Consider the following 17,804-nt stretch of genomic DNA (forward strand, 5'->3'; position numbering starts at 1 on the left):
CCCAATGGAGGGGAAGCAATGGAGTACGTAAATCTTGGAGCGACCGGGACGAAGGTATCCCGTCTGTGCCTGGGCATGATGACCTACGGCACCAAGCAGTGGCGGCAGTGGGTGCTCACCGAGGAGGAGTCGAAGCCGCTGATCCGCAGCGCGGTGGAGGCGGGCATCAACTTCTACGACACGGCCGACATCTACTCGCTGGGCGTGAGCGAGGAGATCACGGGCCGGGCGCTCCGCGAGTTCGGTGGTCCGCGCGAGGAACTGGTGATCGCCACCAAGGTCTTCAGCCCCATGAGCGAGGGCAAGAATAATCGCGGGCTCTCGCGCAAGCACATCATGGACGGGATCGATAAGAGCCTGAAACGGCTGGGAGTCGATTACGTTGACCTCTACCAGATCCACCGCTTCGACTACGAGACGCCGATCGAGGAGACGCTGGAGGCGCTGAACGATGTGGTTCGCGCGGGCAAGGCGCTCTACCTCGGAGCCTCGTCGATGTACGCGTGGCAGTTCATGAAGATGCTGGAGTTCCAGAAGCAGAACGGCCTGGCGCAGTTTATGACGATGCAGAACCACTACAACCTGGTCTATCGCGAAGAGGAGCGGGAGATGATTCCGCTGTGCCTGTCGGAGAAGATCGGGCTGATTCCGTGGAGCCCTCTGGCGCGCGGCTTCCTGGCGGGCAACCGCAAGGCCAACGAGGACAAGGCCGCGAGCGAGACGACGCGGGCGCAGACGGACGACTTCGCGCACAAGCTCTACTACCGGGACTCGGACTTCACAGTGGTGGATCGGTTGACGGAGATTGCGTCGGCGCGCGGAGTGAAGAATGCTCAGGTGGCGTTGGCATGGATGCTGACAAAGCCGGGAATCTCGGCTCCGATCATTGGTGCGAGCAAGCCGTATCAGTTGGACGATGCGTTGTCGGCGCTGTCGATCAAGCTGACGGAAGATGAGATCAAGCGTCTGGAAGAGCCTTACGAGCCGCACCCAATCCTGGGCCACAGCTAAGCACTTCGGCACTTCGTGCGGTTCTCGGGGCCGCATGGGAAAGTAATCCGCATGGGGCCTCCCATTGGTCGGCAGCAAGAATCTTTGTTTCCGACCAACGGGAGGACCACTCGAAGCAGTAAAAAGGCGTGTAAACGCCCGCCTGCCCGGCGCAAGGGCGCTATTGCAGTTGCTGTTGCCTGTTTTCTTGGTTGTCATTCAGGAGCGAAGCGGAGGAATCTGCTTCTGTCTTTGCCGTTGCCGTTGCTTCTGGGGTAGGTCCGGGCTTTAGCCCCCGAGGTATGCTTTCTTTTCTCAACTTCAAAAGCAAAGGCAAAAGCGCCCTCACGCCGGGCGGGCGGCACTTCGTGCGGTCTTGGACGCTTCGCGTGAGAGGCCAAGATCTCCAGGCTCCGCTCTTATCCTTTTTTCCTTTTTATCCCCGTTTCGCCTTGCTTTTCGTTCTAAAGATGAACGCCGCCGCGTCCTTGTAAGCTGGATGTGGAGCACTGATACCACTTTGGCGAAGTATCTTATTACCGGAGTAGCCGGATTCATCGGATCGCACCTGGCCCACGCACTGGTGGCGCACGGGCACGAGGTGCGCGGGCTGGACAACTTCTCCACCGGCCTTCTGCGCAATCTTAACGGGCTGAGCGGCCGCCTGGAGCTTTACGAGACCGACCTGCGCGATGCCGACGGCGTCTGCCGCGCCTGCGAGGGCGTCGATTTCATCCTGCACCAGGGCGCTCTGCCCAGCGTGCCGCGCTCGGTCAAAGACCCGCGCACGAGCCACGAGTCGAACATCAACGGCACCTTCAACCTGCTCGAGGGCGCGCGGGCGGCGGGGGTAAAGCGCGTGGTCTATGCGGCTTCGTCCTCGGCCTACGGCAACCAGCCCGGCTTTCCGCGGCGCGAGACGATGGCCCCGCAGCCCATCGCGCCCTACCCGGTACAGAAGCTCACCGGCGAGCTGTACATGCAGTCCTACTGGCGTGTCTACGGGCTGGAGACGGTGTGCCTGCGCTACTTCAACATCTTCGGCCCGCGCCAGGTACCGGATTCTCCCTACTCCGGCGTCATGGCGAAGTTCATCCTGCAAATGATGCGCGGCGAGCGGCCGGTAATCTTCGGCGACGGCGAGCAGGGGCGCGACTTCACCTACGTCGAGAACGCCGTGCAGGCGAACCTGCTGGCGATGTCGGCTCCGGCAGACAAGGTCGCGGGCCGTGTCTTCAACGTAGCCTGTGGCGAGCGCCATACGCTGAACGAAACCTATTCCGTCATCGCGGGTTTACTCGGTTACACGGAGCCGCCGCAGTACGGTCCGGAGCGCACCGGCGACGTACGCGACTCGCTGGCGGACGTGAGTGCGGCATGTGAAGCGTTCGGTTACCGTCCGGTCGTCGGCTTTGAAGAAGGCCTGCGGAGGACGGTGGAGTGGTATCGCGAAGAGCATGGCGGAGAGTTGGATTTGAATGAGGATGTGGCGAAGTGACTCCTGATACGGCTGCGGCGACGCTCGACGAGTGGCTAGGGCGGGTCAGCGGGCGTACGGCGCGAATCGGGATTGTAGGCCTGGGATACGTCGGTCTGCCCCTGGCGCTGCTCTTCAGCGAGGACGGCTTCCGCATCACCGGGCTGGACATCGACCCGGAGAAGGTAGCCAAGCTGAACCGCAGCGAGAGCTACATCCACCGGATCGAGCCGGAGCACCTCGACGCCGCTCGCAGCGCGGGTTTTGTGGCTACCACGGACTTCGCCAGCGTGCGCGAACTGGACGCCATACTCATCTGCGTGCCCACACCGCTCTACCGCGACCACACCCCGGACATGCGTGCCGTGACCGCCACGATAGAGGCTCTGGGGCCACACCTGCGCACCGGGCAGCTCGTCGTGCTCGAGAGCACCACCTACCCCGGCACCACCGACGAGATCATAGTGGCGACGATCGAGCGCCACGGCCAGCGAGTACAGCGCGTGGTGCCGGGAGCAGAATCAACCCCCCTGGACGGGGTCATGGTGGCCTTCTCGCCCGAGCGCGAAGACCCCGGCAACGTGACCACGCCGCGCCGCGATATCCCCAAGGTCGTCGGCGGAGTGGACACCTCGGCCAGCGCGGCGGCCTGCGCCCTGTACGGCTCGGTCTTCCACCGCACGGTGCCGGTCTCCTCCACGGCGGCGGCGGAGATGACCAAGTTGCTCGAGAACATCTACCGCTGCGTCAACATCGCGCTGGTCAACGAGCTGAAGCAGCTCTGCCTGCACATGGGCATCGACATCTGGGAGGTGATCGACGCGGCGGCGACCAAGCCCTTCGGCTTCCAGCCCTTCTACCCCGGCCCCGGCGTGGGCGGCCACTGCATCCCGGTCGACCCCTTCTACCTGAGCTGGAAGGCGAAGCAGTTCGGCTTCTCTACGCGGTTCATCGAGCTGGCCGGAGAGACCAACGAGGCGATGCCTGCCTACGTGGTCAAGACGCTGGAGCGGGCCCTCAAGCGGGCCGGAACAGCCCTCGCCGGGGCGAAGGTGCTGGTGCTGGGCGTAGCCTATAAGCGCGATGTGGACGACCTGCGCGAGTCGCCGTCGCTGACCATGATCGGGCTGCTGCGCGAGGCGGGCGCGGAGGTTCGGTACAACGACCCCTTCTTCCCGCGCGTGGGCACGGGGCGCAAGTACGACCTCCAGATGGAGTCCACGCCGCTCGACGGGCTGGCCGAGTACGACTGCGTGCTGATCGCCACCGACCATAGCGAATATGATTACGAAAAAATCGTGCAAGAGGCTCGCTTGGTGATAGATTCTAGGAACGCGACACAATCCCTGACATCAGAGAAGATTGTGCGTTGTTAAGTGCAAGCCAATCGCGAGCGCCGAAGAGTTGCCGCGAAACACTCTCCTCCCCAATCATTTATTCCCGTTCTGGGACTCTTCCGTCTGTATTCTGCAAATTCCCCTCCGTTCTACCCTCTGACACCTCTGGCTCCGTTGTAAGTTGATCTCAGCCGAAAGCGGCTTTGAGACCTTCTGGACTTTTCCAGACGTTTGCCCGGCTCGCGCGGACCTGCGTCCGTTCGGGCCGCCTGAATGGACCAGTGGAGCCCTGTGCTTTTTGACTGCACCACCTTGCTGTCGTCTGCCTGGTATCGCCGCAAACAGCGCCTTGCCGCGTTTATCGTTGGCTGCGTGCTGGCGTTGGCGGCAGGCTCAGCGTGGGGCCAGCAGCTCGTCCCCTTGCAGGCCGCAAGCAGCAGAAGGCTGACGGCAAACACCCTGCGGACGCAGAGATTTCTGCGCGGCCGTTCAGTTGCGGACGGTCACATCTCGGCCCAGGCGCTGGCTACGGCCCGGCAGCAGCATCTGGAGTTGGCCGCGCTGCCCCGCGCGTCGAGCCTGAGCGCGGCGTGGACGCCGGTAGGCCCGGTACAGGTAGCCACAGCGGCCTACGGCAACGTCACCGGACGGGTGACAGCCATCGCCATCGACCCGGCAGATGCCACGGGTAACACGGTCTACGTGGGCACGACCGGAGGTGGCGTGTGGAAGTCCACCAATGCGGCTGGCCCGGTGGCGGATGTCCACTTCACACCGCTCACCGACACTCTTCCGGTCTTCGACGCCGGAGCGGGAGCCTCCGTGCTGCCCTCGCTGAGCATCGGCGCGCTGTCCCTCGCGAACGGCGTACTGCTCGCGGGCACGGGCGACCCGAACGACGCCTCGGACTCCTACTACGGCGGCGGCGTGCTGCGCTCGACCGACGGCGGAGTCACCTGGACGCTGATCCAGCAGACCCCCATCGGGCTGGCGGGCAGCTTCAGCTTCCTCGGGCTCAGCTTCGCGGGCTTCGCCTCCTCCAGCACCACGGTCGTAGCGGCGGTCACGCAGGCTGGCGACGCGGCCACGGTGAACGCGGTGCCGCTCTCGAACAGCCGTATGGGCCTCTTCTACTCGCAGGATGCGGGCGCGACGTGGCAGATGGCCACCATCATGGACGGCAGCCAGACGGTGCAGTCGCCTACCTCGTCGAGCGGCGGCGGCAACGCGGCCACGTCGGTGGTATGGAACCCGGTGCGCAAACGTTTCTACGCGGCGCTGCGCTACCACGGCTACTACGAGTCGCTCGACGGCATCACCTGGATGCGGCTGGCGGCGCAGCCCGGCGCAGGATTGGCCCAACCGGCTTGCACGGCCAACACCGGCCCACCGGGCGAGTATGCCTGCCCCCTCTTTCGCGGCGCGCTGGCGGTGCAGCCTGCGACGGGCGACATGTTCGCCCTGACGACGGACGGCAACAACCTCGACCAGGGACTGTGGCAGGACGTCTGCGCCCCCACGGGCAGCGGCTGCGGCAACGCGACGGTTGCGTGGGGCAAGCAGATCGGGACGAGCCAGCTCGAGGTCGCCAACGGCAGCACCGAGATCGTGCAGGCCGGGTACAACCTGGAGCTGGCAGCCGCGCCAGCAGGTGCGGACACGGTGCTCTACGCCGGAACGGTGGACCTCTTCCGCTGCTCGCTGACGGCGGGGTGCGTGTGGCGCGACACGACCAACGCGCTGAACGGCTGCGCGGCCCCGGCCAGGGTTGCGCCCTCGCAGCACGCGCTGGCGCTTCTGGGTGGCAGCAGCTTGCTCTACCTGGGCAACGACGGCGGCCTCTGGCGCTCAACCGACGGAGCGAACGAGTCCGGCAGCCCCTGTTCGTCCACTGACGCGAGCCACTTCGACAACCTGAACGGCGGGCTAGGCTCGCTGGCCGAGGTGGTGAGCTTCGCCCAGCACCCCACCGACCCGGCGACGCTGCTGGTGGGCCTGGGCGCGAACGGCACCGCAGGAACTGGTTCAGCGGGAACGAATCCGTGGACACAACTGGCGACAGGCGAGGGTGGGACGGTCGCGATCGACCCTGCGGACCCGAGCCTCTGGTATCTCTCGACCGCCGCCGGGGTGAACATTGGTCGTTGCGCGAACGGCGCAGCCTGCACTGCTGGTGATTTCGCCGGGCTGGCCACCATCGGGCAGGCCCAGGTGGACAACGACACCTCCGAGACCGACGCGCCCTGGCTGCTCGACCCGGCTCTGACCTCGAACCTCATCGTAGGAACCTGCCGTGAGTGGCGCGGACCCGCCGCAAACGGTTCGCAGTGGTCGAGCAGCGATGCGATCAGCAGCCCCTTTGGCGATTCGACGGCGAGCAGTTGCAGCTCCACTCTGCCGCTGGTGCGGTCTCTGGCGGCGGGCGGCGTAACGAGCGACGCGACGGCAAACATGGGTTCGCCCGTACTGTACGCGGGGCTGGCCGGAACCTCCGATGGCGGCGGCGGCCTGCCCGGCCACCTCTTTATGACCAAGGCGGCGGCCACCGCGAGCAGCACGACAGCATGGACCGACGCCGCGCTCTCCAGCGTGAGCAACGATCCTGCGTCGGCAGGCGTCTTCAACCCCGGCGGCTTCGATCTCTCCTCCGTCACGGCGGACCCGCACGACACAACCGGCGCGACGGTCTACGCGACGGTGATGGGCTTCGCGGGCAACGGCGTCAACGCGCCGCACGTCTACCGGTCGGTCGACTTCGGCGCGGACTGGACAAACATCTCCGGCAACCTGCCCAACGCGCCCGCCAACAGCCTGGTCGTCGACCCGAACGACGCCAACACGGTCTACGTCGCGATGGACACGGGCATATATGTAACAACAAATGTATCAAGTTGCGCCAGCACCAACTGCTGGACGATCTACGGTTCTGCCCTGCCCGATTCGCCGGTGGTCGGACTCGCAGCGGCGGCGGGAATGGCCGCCGGCGACGGTCGCACGGGCGAACTGCGGGCGGCGACCTACGGCCGTGGCATCTGGCAGATCCCGCTGCTGACGGCGCTAGGCCCATCTGCTCCCGCGATCTCGCTCACCCCGTCGTCCCTGACCTTCGCCAGCCAACAGCAGAGCACGGCGAGCGCCCCCCAGAGCGTCACCGTAACCAACACCGGCAGCACGGCGATGACGGTCAGCAGCATCACGACCTCGGCGGGCTATGCGCAGACCAGCGACTGCATCGCCACACCAATCCAGCCCGGAGCGACGTGCACCGTGCAGGTGACCTTCTCGCCCGTGGCGACAGGCGCGAGCAGCGGCCTGTTGACGGTCTACGCCAATGTCCCCGGCGGCCAGGGCACGGTCGCGCTCAACGGCACAGGCACAGCCCCGGCGGCAATTGTGCTGACGCCACTGGCGCTCACCTTCCCCAGCACGCTGATTGGGTCCACCAGCGCGGTGCAGAACGTCACCGTCTCGAACACGGGCGGCGCGCCGGTCGCGCTCGAGACGCCGAGCATCTCCGGCCCCTTCAAGATCGCGGCCAACACCTGCGGCACGAGCCTGCCGTCCCAGACCGGGTGCACGGTCTCGATCGCCTTCGCCCCCAACGCATCGGGCGCGGCCACCGGCACCTTCACCATCGCGGACGACGTGGGCATCCAGACGGCGAGCCTTTCGGGTACCGGCACCTCTCCCGCCACCGACACCCTCGCGCCGCTGAGCCTGACCTTCGCGGCGCAGCAGCAGGGCACGGCCAGCGCGACCCAGCAGGTGACCCTGACCAACTCCGGCGACGTGGCCCTGACCCTGATCGCGGCCACGATCACCGGCGGAGACTATGCGGTGGTGAACGGTTGCGGCAACTCGCTGAACGCGCACTCCAGTTGCGCGTTTTCGGTCTCGTATACGCCGCGCAGCATCGGCGCAAACACGGGCACGCTCACGGTCTCGGACGAGTTCCGCAGCCAGCAGGTGGCGCTCAGCGGCTTCGGCCTGGCCCCGCCGGGAGTCTCGCTCTCACCGTCGCTGCCGCTGGTCTTCGCGGCGGCTCCGCTGGGCGTGGCCTCGGCGGCCCAGATCGTTACCCTGACCAACAACGGCGGGGTTCCGCTGTCGGTCGGGAACGTGACGGTAAGCGGCGACTTTGCGGTTGCGGCGGGGTCGAACACCTGCGGCAGCACGCTGGCGGCGGGGGCGGCCTGCACACTCGGGATCGTGTTTACGCCCACGGGGGCGGGTCTGCGCGGCGGGGTACTTACGATTGCGGATAGCGCGGCCAACTCGCCGCAGACGCTGGCCCTGACGGGGGCCGGGGTGGACTTTACTCTGGCGGCCAACGGGCCGACCAGCATGACGCTGACGGGCGGCGGAGCCGGGACATTTGCGCTGCTGCTCAGCTCTCCGGCGGGGGTACCGGGGTCGGCGACGTTTACCTGCTCGGGGCTGCCAGCATACGCGAAGTGCATGGTGACGCCGTCCACCGTGGCCTTGGGGACGACCACGACGGTCTCAGTGGCTGTGGCTACCGATGTGGTGAGCGCGTCGGTAGTGAACCGTAAAGTGGTATGGCTTGCCGGGTTGCTGCCTTTGGGGCTGCTGGCTCTGCGACGGAGGCGGTTTGCCGGGGTGGTTTTGTTGGTTTTGATTGGGGTGACGGGGTGCGGGTGGGGGCGGCTGGTGCCGGGCGACGGGACGCCAACGGGGCCTTCGACGACGCCGGGTGGGAGTTCTACGATTGTGGTTTCGGCGAGTAGCGCGGGGCTGGTGCGGAGCGTGAACCTGACACTGGCGGTGCAGTAAACGCGCAGCGTCGAGTACCGCACGAAGTGCCGCCTGCCCGGCGTTAGGGCGCTTTTGCTGTTGTTTGTCCTGCCGGACGGGCCCGCTGCGCGCGGGGCGGGCGTTTGCACGCCTTTTTACTGCTTCGCGTGGTGGAACTAAGCGACCTGCCCGGCAGCGAAGCCAGAGGCCCAGGCCCACTGGAAGTTGTATCCGCCCAGCCAGCCCGTCACATCGACGACCTCGCCGATGAAGAACAGCCCCGGAACCGCGCGGGATTGCAGGGTCCGGGCGTCGAGGTCGGCGGTATCGACGCCGCCGCAGGTGACCTCAGCTTTGGCGTAGCCCTCGGTGCCCGCAGGGGTGAGGGTCCAGTCGTGCAGTTGACGCTCGGCGGCGGCGAGTGAGGGGTTAGTCCAGTCGGACGGAGGATGCAGAGCCAGCCAGCGCTCGGCCAGTCGTGTGGGGAAGATGGATCGAAGAGCCTGGGCAAAGGCGGGGGGATCGCGGCGGGCGTTGGGAGCCAGCAGAGGAGCCAGCACATCGGCACCGGGGGCCAGGTCGAAGCTGAGGGGTTGGCCCGCCTGCCAGTAGGAGGAGATCTGGAGGATCGCCGGACCGCTGAGGCCGCGATGGGTGATGAGCGCCTTCTCCCGAAACGCAGGGGTGCGCGGCTGCGCGGTGGCGGCGACGACCTCGGCGGAGAGGCCCGCAAGGTCGCACCATTGGTCGCGGTCGTCGGGGTGCAGCACCAGCGGGACGAGGCCGGGGCGCGGCTCCACGATACGCAGGCCGAAGTGGCGGGCGATCTCGTAGCCAAGGCCGGTGGCTCCCATCTTCGGAATGGAGAGACCGCCGGTAGCGACAACGACGGAGTCCGCCCGGAGGATGCCGGAGGAGGTCTCGATGCGGAAAGCCTCCCCGTCGCGGGTCGCTTTGGCTATGCGGGTCTCGAGTGCGAGCCGGACCCCAGCCTCGGCGCACTCGCGCTCGAGCATCTGGACGATCTCCTTCGCGGAGCGGTCGCAGAAGAGCTGGCCGAGGGTCTTCTCGTGGTACGGAATACCGTGCTTTTCGACCAGCGCGATGATATCCGCCGGGGTGAACCGTGCCAGGGCGGACTTGGCGAAGTGGGGGTTTTGCGAGAGGAAGTTCGCGGCAGTGGCGTGGAGGTTGGTGAAGTTGCAGCGGCCTCCGCCGGAGATGAGGATCTTCTTGCCGGGCTTGTCGGCGTGGTCGAGGACGAGCACGCGGCGTCCGCGCCGACCGGCTTCGAGGGCGCACATGAGACCGGCGGCACCGGCTCCGAGGATGGCTACATCTACTTCCTGCACGTCTTGTAGCCCCTCTCCCGCCCGGCTCAATTGCCGCTCATTCATTTTAACTGGGGATGAAATCTTCATCCTCCCTTGAACGAAGGTTTGTCTGCCGTGGTGCATCTAATCTATGCTTGGCGTTCCAATCCTTGGGTAGGTGTGGAGGTTTCTTGTGAGCAATAGTGGAGTTCTTTCCGCGGCGGCGGCCGGTACGTTTACGGTGGGCGGCGATCTGACGGTCAACCGGATGGGCTATGGGGCCATGCGGATCACCGGGCCGGGTATCTGGGGCCCTCCGGCCGATAAGGAGTCGGCGCTGGCGACGCTGCGGCGGGCGGTCGAGCTGGGTGTCAACCTGATCGATACGGCGGACTCGTACGGCCCGGGGGTCTCCGAGGAATTGATCGCCGAGGCGCTGTACCCCTATCCGGCGGACCTGGTGATCGCGACCAAGGGCGGGTGGCAGCGGCCGGGGCCGAACCAGTGGACGCACAACGCCGGTCCCAAGCATCTGGCGGAGGCGCTCGAAGGCAGCCTGAAGCGGCTGCGGCTGGAGCGGATCGACATCTACCAGCTTCACGCGCCGGATAACGCGGTCTCGTTCGAGGCGTCGGTGGGGGCGCTGGCCAAGTTGCGCGAGCAGGGCAAGATCCGCCACGTGGCGCTCTCGAACGTGACCCGTGAGCATGTGGAGCGGGCGTCCGCGATTGTGCCGATTGTGTCGGTGCAGAACCGCTATAGCTTTGCCGACCGGGAGTCGGACTTCATCGTCGACCACTGTGAGAAGCACGGGATTGGGTTTATGCCGTGGGCTCCGCTGGGGCAGGCGAAGGAGGCGCACGAGGCCGTGAAGAAGGAGGCGGAGGTGCTGGGGGCGACGCCATTGCAGGTGGCGCTGGCGTGGCTGCTCAAGCGGTCGAAGGTGATTCTGCCGATTCCGGGCACGTCGTCGATTGCGCATCTTGAGGAGAACATTGCAGCGGCAAGTTTAGAGCTGCCGCAGGCGGCTTACGATGCGTTGTCGGCGGTAAGCCACCCTCCCGCGAGCTTGCGCCCCTAAGCAAAAACGGCCCTCCCGACCGACGGGAGGGCCACGCGAAGCCGAGAACCGCACGAAGTGCCCCGTCCGGTAGGACATGTCTTTGCTTCTAAGGAAGGGACGAAGGGATGCCCGAAGCCGGAGTAGACGAGCGCGCGACCTATGCCCGGGTCACCTGGCGTCTGCTGCCGATCCTCTTCCTCTGCTACGTCATCGCCTACCTCGACCGGGTAAACGTCGGCTTCGCCAAGCTTCAGATGCTGCACGACCTGCGCTTCAGCGAGGCGACCTACGGGCTGGGCGCGGGCATCTTCTTCATCGGCTATTGTTGCTTCGAGCTGCCCAGCAATCTGCTGCTCAGCCGCTTCGGCGCTCGGCGCTGGATGGCGCGGATCATGGTCACCTGGGGCATCATCTCAGCCTGCATGTTGTTCGTGCGAACGCCCGCGAGCTTCTACACGATGCGCTGCCTGCTGGGTGTGGCCGAGGCGGGGATGTTCCCCGGCGTCATCTTCTACCTGACGTTCTGGTATCCGGCGTGGCGGCGCGGGCGGATGGTGGCGCTGTTCATGACGGCGCAGCCGGTCTCCGGCGTCATCGGCGGGCCGCTCTCGGGCTGGATATTGCAACAGTTCAACGGGGTGCGGCACCTGGCGGGATGGCAGTGGCTCTTCCTGCTGGAGGCGCTGCCCGCCATCGCGATGGGCGTGGTGCTGTTCTTCTGGCTGGACGACGGCATCCACGACGCGCGCTGGCTGAGCGAGGCCGAGAAGAGCCTGCTGCTGGGCCACCTCGAAGCAGAGGCACAGCATAAGGAGTCGTACCACTCCATTCTGGGCGTGCTGCGCAACCGCTGGGTGTGGCTGCTGAGCCTGATTACCTTCAGCTCGGTGATGGGGCTGTACGGCATCAGCTTCTGGCTGCCGACGATTATCAAGGCGACCGGGATCACAAAGCCTCTCTCCATCGGCCTGCTGACGATGATCCCCTACGGCGCGGCGGCGGTGGCGATGATCCTGGTAAGCCGCAGCGCAGACCGCAGCGGCGAGCGGCGCTGGCATCTGGCGCTCTCGACTACGGCGGGCGGGCTGGGGCTGATCTTTGCCACGATCTTCGCGGGGGATACGGCGCTCTCGCTCGCCGGACTGACGCTGGCGACGGCGGGTATCATCACCAGCCAGCCACTCTTCTGGAGCCTGCCGACGGCGTTCCTGGGCGGCACGGCCGCGGCGGCGGGAATAGCGCTCATCAACACGGCGGGCAACTCAGCCGGGTTTGTCAGCCCATACGTGATCGGGTGGATCAGCAGCGCGACCCAGAGCACGCGGGCGGGGATGTACGTGCTGGCGGGATCGCTGTTTCTTGGATCGGCACTGACGCTGCTGGTGCCGAAGAAGCTGGTCGAGCGCGGACGGGCAATAGAAACAACAACAAAAGCGTCCTAACGCCGGACGGGCGGCACTTCGTGTGGTTCTCGACGCTTCGCGTATTTCTCCGTCATAACTCCGTGCGACCATGGAACTATGGCAAAGACGAACGAACTTCGGCCGCTCCGGGTTGGAACGGCACACACGCAAGGCCCGGCGGCGGTCATTACCAGACGCGCGGCAGACAGGCTCCGCGCAGGGCATCTCTGGGTCTACCGGACCGACGTGGAGCAGCTCCTCCCCGCGCTCGGCGCGACGGCAATCGAGCCGGGAGCCGTCGTCACGGTTCTGGACGGACGCGGCATCCCGCTAGGCTCGGCGCTCTTCAGCGCGGCCTCGCAGATCACGCTGCGGATGGTCTCAAACACACCGGCACTGGACCGCGAGGGCTATCTCGCCGACGTAGCCGAGCGCGTAAAAGCCGCACTGGCACTGCGCGCAGAGCTATCGCCCGAGACCGCCGAGGACAACGCCTGCCGCCTGATCTTCTCCGAGGCCGACGGCCTGCCGGGGATCGTGGCCGACCGCTACAACGACCTTGTCGTTCTCCAGTTGCTCACACAGGGAACGGCGCAGACAGACGTTCGCAGCATACTGGCGCGGGAGCTTGCCCTGCCCGGCGTGGCGACCGTAGTCGAGCGCCCCGACCCACGCGTGCGAGAGCTGGAAGAGCTGGGACCAGCGCCTGCGGAGGCCATGTTCGCGGAGAATCCCGAAGCCCCCAAGCTGGCGACGGAGTTTACGATCAACGGGTTGCGGTTCCACTACGACGCCTCCGCAGGCCAGAAGACCGGGGCCTTTCTGGACCAGCGTCTGAACTACGCGGCGGCGGCCCGGCACGGACGCGGACGGGCGCTGGACGTCTGCACCTATCAAGGCGGATTCGCTCTGCACCTGGCCCAGACCTGCGAGCAGGTGACGGGCGTGGACGCGAGCCGGTCGGCGCTTGAAGTCGCGGATCGGAACCTCGAACTGAACCCGACCCTGAAGGCCAAGGTGGACTGGATTGAGGCCGACGCCTTCGACTTGCTGCGAGCGTATGAGGATGGCGGCGAGCGCTATGACACGATCGTGCTGGACCCGCCCGCGTTTGCGAAGAGCAAGCGGGCGATGGAGGGCGCGCTGCGCGGTTACAAGGAGCTGAACCTGCGGGCGATGAAGATGCTGCGTCCGGGCGGCACGCTGGTGACGTGCTCGTGCTCGCAGCACGTGTCGCTGGCGGAGTTTACCGAAGTGGTGGCGAGCGCGGCAGCCGATGCCCGCGTGCGAGTGCAGGTGCTGGAGACACGCGGCGCAGCCCCGGATCATCCGTCGGTGGTGACCCTGCCCGAGACGGCGTACCTGAAGTGCCTCATCTGCCGCGTGGGATAAATCTGCGGCTCGCTACAAAGAAACGCCCCTGTCTCAACTCTGAGACAGGGGTGTTTTATTTGTAACTAAAAATGATCCTTATAAATATTCGAGCGGTTAGGGAGCTGGCGCGTCTGTCCTTGTAGAAGGGGCCTATGACGTTGACTGAGGAGTCCAGCTTGGCCGTACCGGCAACTGCGAAAGATGAGGTTGACCTGGCTGGGCTGGTCGAGACGTACTCGGGATTGCTGTTTCGCGTGGCGCACGCAGTGCTGCGGAACCCGAGCGAGGCCGAGGACGTGGTGCAGGACACGTTCGTGCGAGTGTTGCAGCACCGCAGCAAGCTGGCGAAGGTGCTGGATGTGCGGGTGTGGTTGGTCCGAATCGCGTGGAACCTGGCGCTCGACCGCAGGCGGCGCGTGAGGCCGGACCAGATGGACGAGGCATTTGCCGCGGCCCTGGTGGCGCAGAGCCTGTTGCAGGACGAGGTCTTTGCCGAGGCGACGCAGTTGAAGCGAGTGCTGGCCGTGATCGAGGGGCTTCCGGGCAAAGAGCGCAAGGCCCTGCTGCTCGCGGCGATAGAGGAGCTGGGCACGGCGGAGCTGGCGGCGGTGTTGGGCAAGAGCGAGTCGGCGGTGCGGTCGCTGCTGTTTCGAGCGAGGGCGCGGCTGAAGGAGCGATTGGCGAAGGGAGGTTTCGCATGAACGATCAAAATGAGGAGCAAGTAGAGAGGGTGTTGGCGGCCCTGGGAGCGGTCGAGCCGCCGCCCGGAATGCAGCGGCGCATCCTCGAGCTTCTGGAAGAAGAGGCGGCGGAGGATGCCACGGAGTGGTGGCGGCTGCGGCCAAGCGGCGTGCTGGGCGGCATGGCCTTCGCGGCGATGCTTGCCTTCGCGGTGATGGTTCCGACGAGCCATCGGCATCGGAGCAGCCCCGTCGTTATCGAGCCACCGCAGCCCATTGTGATGGCCGTGCCCGAAGCCTCTGCGAGGCGCGTGCAGATGCCTCCCCTGCGCAGAATCTCGGCGCGGAGAGCCATCGCTGCGCGTAAGAGCGATGACGATTCCATCGCGATGCAGGAGATGCGCGCGAAGAGCTTTCCCGCGCCGCCGCTGCCTCTGACCAAGGAAGAGCGCCTTCTGCGAAGCATCGCGCATAAGGGCGATCCGGCGGAGATGGCGATGCTGGAACCCGAGACTCGCGCAGCGGAGGCAGCCGCGGAGACGGCGGCGTTTCAGCAGTTTTTTGAACCACCCAAAACGGAAGAACAGCAACCGGAAAAGCTAGAGAAAGAAGAGGGAGAGGGAAGATGAAAGTAGTTCGCGGAGTGTTTGTAGCGGCGTTGTTTCTGGGGCTGATGGCAATGGGCGCACGGGCGCAGGCTCCTGCTTCGGTGCAGACGTTTTACCTGAGCGGCCAGCCTGCCGATCTGGGCGAGGTGCTTGCTGTATTGCGTAACTCGCTCGATGCGGATGCCAAGGTGAATGCGGTGGGATCGCAGAACGCGATTGTGGTGCGCGGGAGCGCGGAGCAGCTGGCGGCCGCGCAGAAGCTCATCACCGAGCTGAATCGGCCCAGGAAGAACTTTCGGTTGACCTACACGATTACGGAGGTAGAGGACGGCAAGCGAATCGGCGTGCAGCACTCGAGCATCATCCTGGTCTCGGGCCAGAAGACCACGTTGAAGAACGGCAGCAAGGTTCCGGTGGAGACGGGGAGCTACAACATGGCGTCCGCGTCGCAGACCCAGATGACATACCTGGATGTGGGGTTGAATATCGACGCTACGGTGGAGGAGTCACCGGAGGGGGTGCGGCTGCAGACGAAGGTGGAGCGGTCGGGCGTCGCGGAGGAGAAGTCGATGGTGGGACCGAGGGACCCGGTGATCCGGCAGGCTGTGGTGTGGGGCGCGTCGATGCTGACGCCGGGCAAGCCGCTGATGCTGGGATCGTTCGACTTTCCCGGGACGACGCGGCACATGGATGTCGAGGTGATGGCGGAGGCTGTGAAGTAGGTACTTCGTACGGTTCTCGGGGCAATGTGGAGAGAAAATTATCGCTGCCGACCAGTGGGAGGCCCTCAGACGCTAATTTCCCATGCCGCCCCGAGAACCGCACGAAGTGCCGCCCGCCCGGCGTGAGGGCGTTTTTTGATCTTTTGAGAGCGAAACTTAGGCGAATATAATTGTGTTGTGAGCGATGCCGCCCAGCCCGATTTCTTCGGCTTCCTGCACGTCGACCTGAACAGCTTCTTCGCGTCGGTCGAGCAGCAGCTGCACCCCGAGTACCGGGGCAAGCCGCTGGGCGTCGTCGGCACCATGGCCGACACCGGCGCGCTCATCGCCGCCAGCTACGAGGCCAAGGCCCTCGGCATCCATACCCTCACCAAGGTCGGCGAGGCGAAGAAGATCTGTCCCGAGATCATCCTGGTGGACGGCTCGCACTCCGTCTACTCGGAGTACTCGCACAAGATTGCGGTGGCGGTGGAGCGTTGCTGTCCCGTCGCGCACACGCCCTCCATCGACGAGATGGCGTGCCAGCTAATAGGCCGCGAGCGTGTGCCTGCGACGGCGCGAAAGATCGCGCTCGCGATCAAGCAGGCCATCAGAGACGACGTGGGCTCGACGCTACGCTGCTCCATCGGCATGGCTCCCAACCGCTACCTGGCCAAGATCGCCAGCGATATGCAGAAGCCGGATGGGTTGATCGGCCTGCTGCCCTCGCAGTTGCCGCGGGCGATAGCCCATCTGGATCTGCGCGACCTGCCCGGCGTGGGCGCGAAGACCGAGGCCCGGCTGAACGCGAAGGGCATCACCACCATGGAGCAGCTTCTGGCGCTCGACCGCAACGGGATGCACCGGGTCTGGGACTCGGTGTGGGGCGACCGGCTGTACCACTGGCTGCGCGGCTCGGATACGGGCGACGATGGCGCGCCGGTGCCGAGCGAGGTGCAGAAGTCGCTGGGCCACAGTCACGTGCTGGGGCCGGAGTTCCGCACCGACGAGGGCGCATGGGCCATCGCGCACAAGCTGCTGCACAAGGCCGCCATGCGGCTGCGGATGGAGAAGTTCTACTGCGGCACGCTGGCCGTGACGATCAAGTACGCGCTGACGCGGGAGCAGGCAGCTCGGGCCGAGAAGAGCAAGAAACATTCGAGCGGAATCGTGCACCAGGGCTGGGGGATGGAGGCACGGTTTCGCGACTGTCAGGACACGTTGAGCCTGCTCGATGTGCTGCGGAACGTGTGGAAGCAGAGGCCGCGCGGCGCGGAGTACGAGCGGCCGTTCTTCGTCGGAGTCACGCTGCGCGAGCTGATCCCGGAGTCGGAGCATCAGGCCACGCTCTTCGGCGATCCCGACAATCGGGCCGAGCTTTCGCGCACCATGGACCGGCTGAACCTGAAGTTCGGCCATACGACGCTGCACTTCGCGGGGATGCTGCCCGCACGGGAGTCCGCGCCGACGCGGATCGCGTTCACGCAGATTCCCGTGCTGTACGGGGCGGAGTATATGTAACTATTTTTGTATCTTAATGGCTTAAATGTAACTTATTGTGTTTCTTATTCTTTTGCAGGCATGTTGGTGGACTGCCAGAGCGCGAAGGCGGCTCCGGCGGGGTCGCCGAGAATGCTGAACCAGCCCATGTCGGGAACTTCCTGGGGGCCGATGTGCAGGGTTGCGCCGAGCGAGACGGCTTTTTCGGTGGATTGCTTGATATCTTCCACGCCCACGTAGGCGAGCCAGCGAGTCGGCATGTCGGGTATGGAGAAGATGCCGCCGCCGGGGCCTTCGGCGGGCTTGAATACGGAGTAGACGATGCCGTTACCCATGTCATTGTCGGTGAAGGTCCAGCCGAAGAGGCCGGAGTAGAACTCCTTGGCTGCGGCGGTGTCGGTGGTGTTGAGCTCGAGGTGAACGAAGGGGTTGCCCATGGTGTGTCCTTTCGGAGCGATTTTAGGGGCCGGTGGAAGGCTCGGAGGCCGGGTGCTGATGATCCTACGCGGGCAGTGGGGCTGGTGGGTGTGAATTTCTCTTTTAGAAGAGAGGCAGGGACGGATACCTCTTTTGAGATGGGCTGCATCTGAACGTCTCGGGATC

13 protein-coding genes are annotated in these 17,804 nt (G+C 65.4%); 11 read left to right on the top strand and 2 right to left on the bottom strand.

Going from position 1 to position 17,804, the window contains the following annotated elements:
* Positions 1-18: 18 nt before the first annotated feature.
* The 4 genes from FTO74_RS00360 (at position 19) to FTO74_RS00375 (ending at position 8,598) form a co-directional block, all read left to right on the top strand.
* Positions 19-1,011: an aldo/keto reductase gene (locus FTO74_RS00360; protein ID WP_162536363.1), complete on the top strand. Its 993-nt coding sequence runs from the start codon at positions 19-21 to the stop codon at positions 1,009-1,011.
* 499 nt (positions 1,012-1,510) lie between these two features.
* Positions 1,511-2,488 (top strand): SDR family oxidoreductase, encoded by a 978-nt coding sequence (locus FTO74_RS00365; protein WP_162536364.1) that lies wholly within the window; start codon positions 1,511-1,513, stop codon positions 2,486-2,488.
* On the top strand, positions 2,485-3,843 hold the full coding sequence (locus FTO74_RS00370) for a nucleotide sugar dehydrogenase (RefSeq protein ID WP_162536365.1): 1,359 nt from the start codon (positions 2,485-2,487) through the stop codon (positions 3,841-3,843). Before FTO74_RS00365 ends, FTO74_RS00370 begins: the two co-directional genes overlap by 4 nt.
* Positions 3,844-4,095: 252 nt before the next feature.
* Positions 4,096-8,598 carry a choice-of-anchor D domain-containing protein gene (locus FTO74_RS00375; RefSeq protein WP_255462415.1) on the top strand — a complete coding sequence of 1,501 codons (4,503 nt, stop codon included), beginning with the start codon at positions 4,096-4,098 and terminating at the stop codon, positions 8,596-8,598.
* A 137-nt stretch (positions 8,599-8,735) separates the two neighbouring features.
* On the opposite strand, the gene FTO74_RS00380 is transcribed toward FTO74_RS00375, so the two are convergent.
* Positions 8,736-9,956, bottom strand: coding sequence for an NAD(P)/FAD-dependent oxidoreductase (locus FTO74_RS00380; protein ID WP_162536367.1), 1,221 nt, complete (start codon positions 9,954-9,956; stop codon positions 8,736-8,738).
* A gap of 109 nt (positions 9,957-10,065) precedes the next feature.
* Between FTO74_RS00380 and FTO74_RS00385 the strand changes: the two genes are divergently transcribed.
* The 7 genes from FTO74_RS00385 (at position 10,066) to FTO74_RS00415 (ending at position 17,222) form a co-directional block, all read left to right on the top strand.
* Complete coding sequence (locus FTO74_RS00385; RefSeq protein WP_162536368.1) at positions 10,066-10,953, top strand: aldo/keto reductase; 888 nt, start codon at positions 10,066-10,068, stop codon at positions 10,951-10,953.
* Positions 10,954-11,060: 107 nt separating this feature from the next.
* The gene (locus FTO74_RS00390) at positions 11,061-12,377 is read left to right on the top strand and encodes an MFS transporter (protein ID WP_162536369.1); all 1,317 of its coding nucleotides are present in this window, start codon (positions 11,061-11,063) and stop codon (positions 12,375-12,377) included.
* A 78-nt stretch (positions 12,378-12,455) separates the two neighbouring features.
* The gene (locus FTO74_RS00395) at positions 12,456-13,730 is read left to right on the top strand and encodes a class I SAM-dependent rRNA methyltransferase (protein ID WP_162536370.1); all 1,275 of its coding nucleotides are present in this window, start codon (positions 12,456-12,458) and stop codon (positions 13,728-13,730) included.
* A gap of 134 nt (positions 13,731-13,864) precedes the next feature.
* Positions 13,865-14,413 carry a sigma-70 family RNA polymerase sigma factor gene (locus FTO74_RS00400; protein ID WP_162536371.1) on the top strand — a complete coding sequence of 183 codons (549 nt, stop codon included), beginning with the start codon at positions 13,865-13,867 and terminating at the stop codon, positions 14,411-14,413.
* On the top strand, positions 14,410-15,021 hold the full coding sequence (locus FTO74_RS00405; protein ID WP_162536372.1) for a hypothetical protein: 612 nt from the start codon (positions 14,410-14,412) through the stop codon (positions 15,019-15,021). Before FTO74_RS00400 ends, FTO74_RS00405 begins: the two co-directional genes overlap by 4 nt.
* Positions 15,018-15,722 carry a secretin N-terminal domain-containing protein gene (locus FTO74_RS00410; protein WP_162536373.1) on the top strand — a complete coding sequence of 235 codons (705 nt, stop codon included), beginning with the start codon at positions 15,018-15,020 and terminating at the stop codon, positions 15,720-15,722. Before FTO74_RS00405 ends, FTO74_RS00410 begins: the two co-directional genes overlap by 4 nt.
* Positions 15,723-15,899: 177 nt before the next feature.
* Entirely contained in the window at positions 15,900-17,222 is a 1,323-nt protein-coding gene (locus FTO74_RS00415; protein WP_162536374.1) for a DNA polymerase, read from the top strand.
* A 44-nt stretch (positions 17,223-17,266) separates the two neighbouring features.
* Here FTO74_RS00415 and FTO74_RS00420 read toward each other — a convergent pair whose 3' ends face one another.
* Positions 17,267-17,638 (bottom strand): VOC family protein, encoded by a 372-nt coding sequence (locus FTO74_RS00420; RefSeq protein ID WP_162536375.1) that lies wholly within the window; start codon positions 17,636-17,638, stop codon positions 17,267-17,269.
* Between the last annotated feature and the right edge of the window lie 166 nt (positions 17,639-17,804).

Source organism: Granulicella sp. WH15 (assembly GCF_009914315.1).
Classification (GTDB): Bacteria; Acidobacteriota; Terriglobia; order Terriglobales; family Acidobacteriaceae; genus Edaphobacter.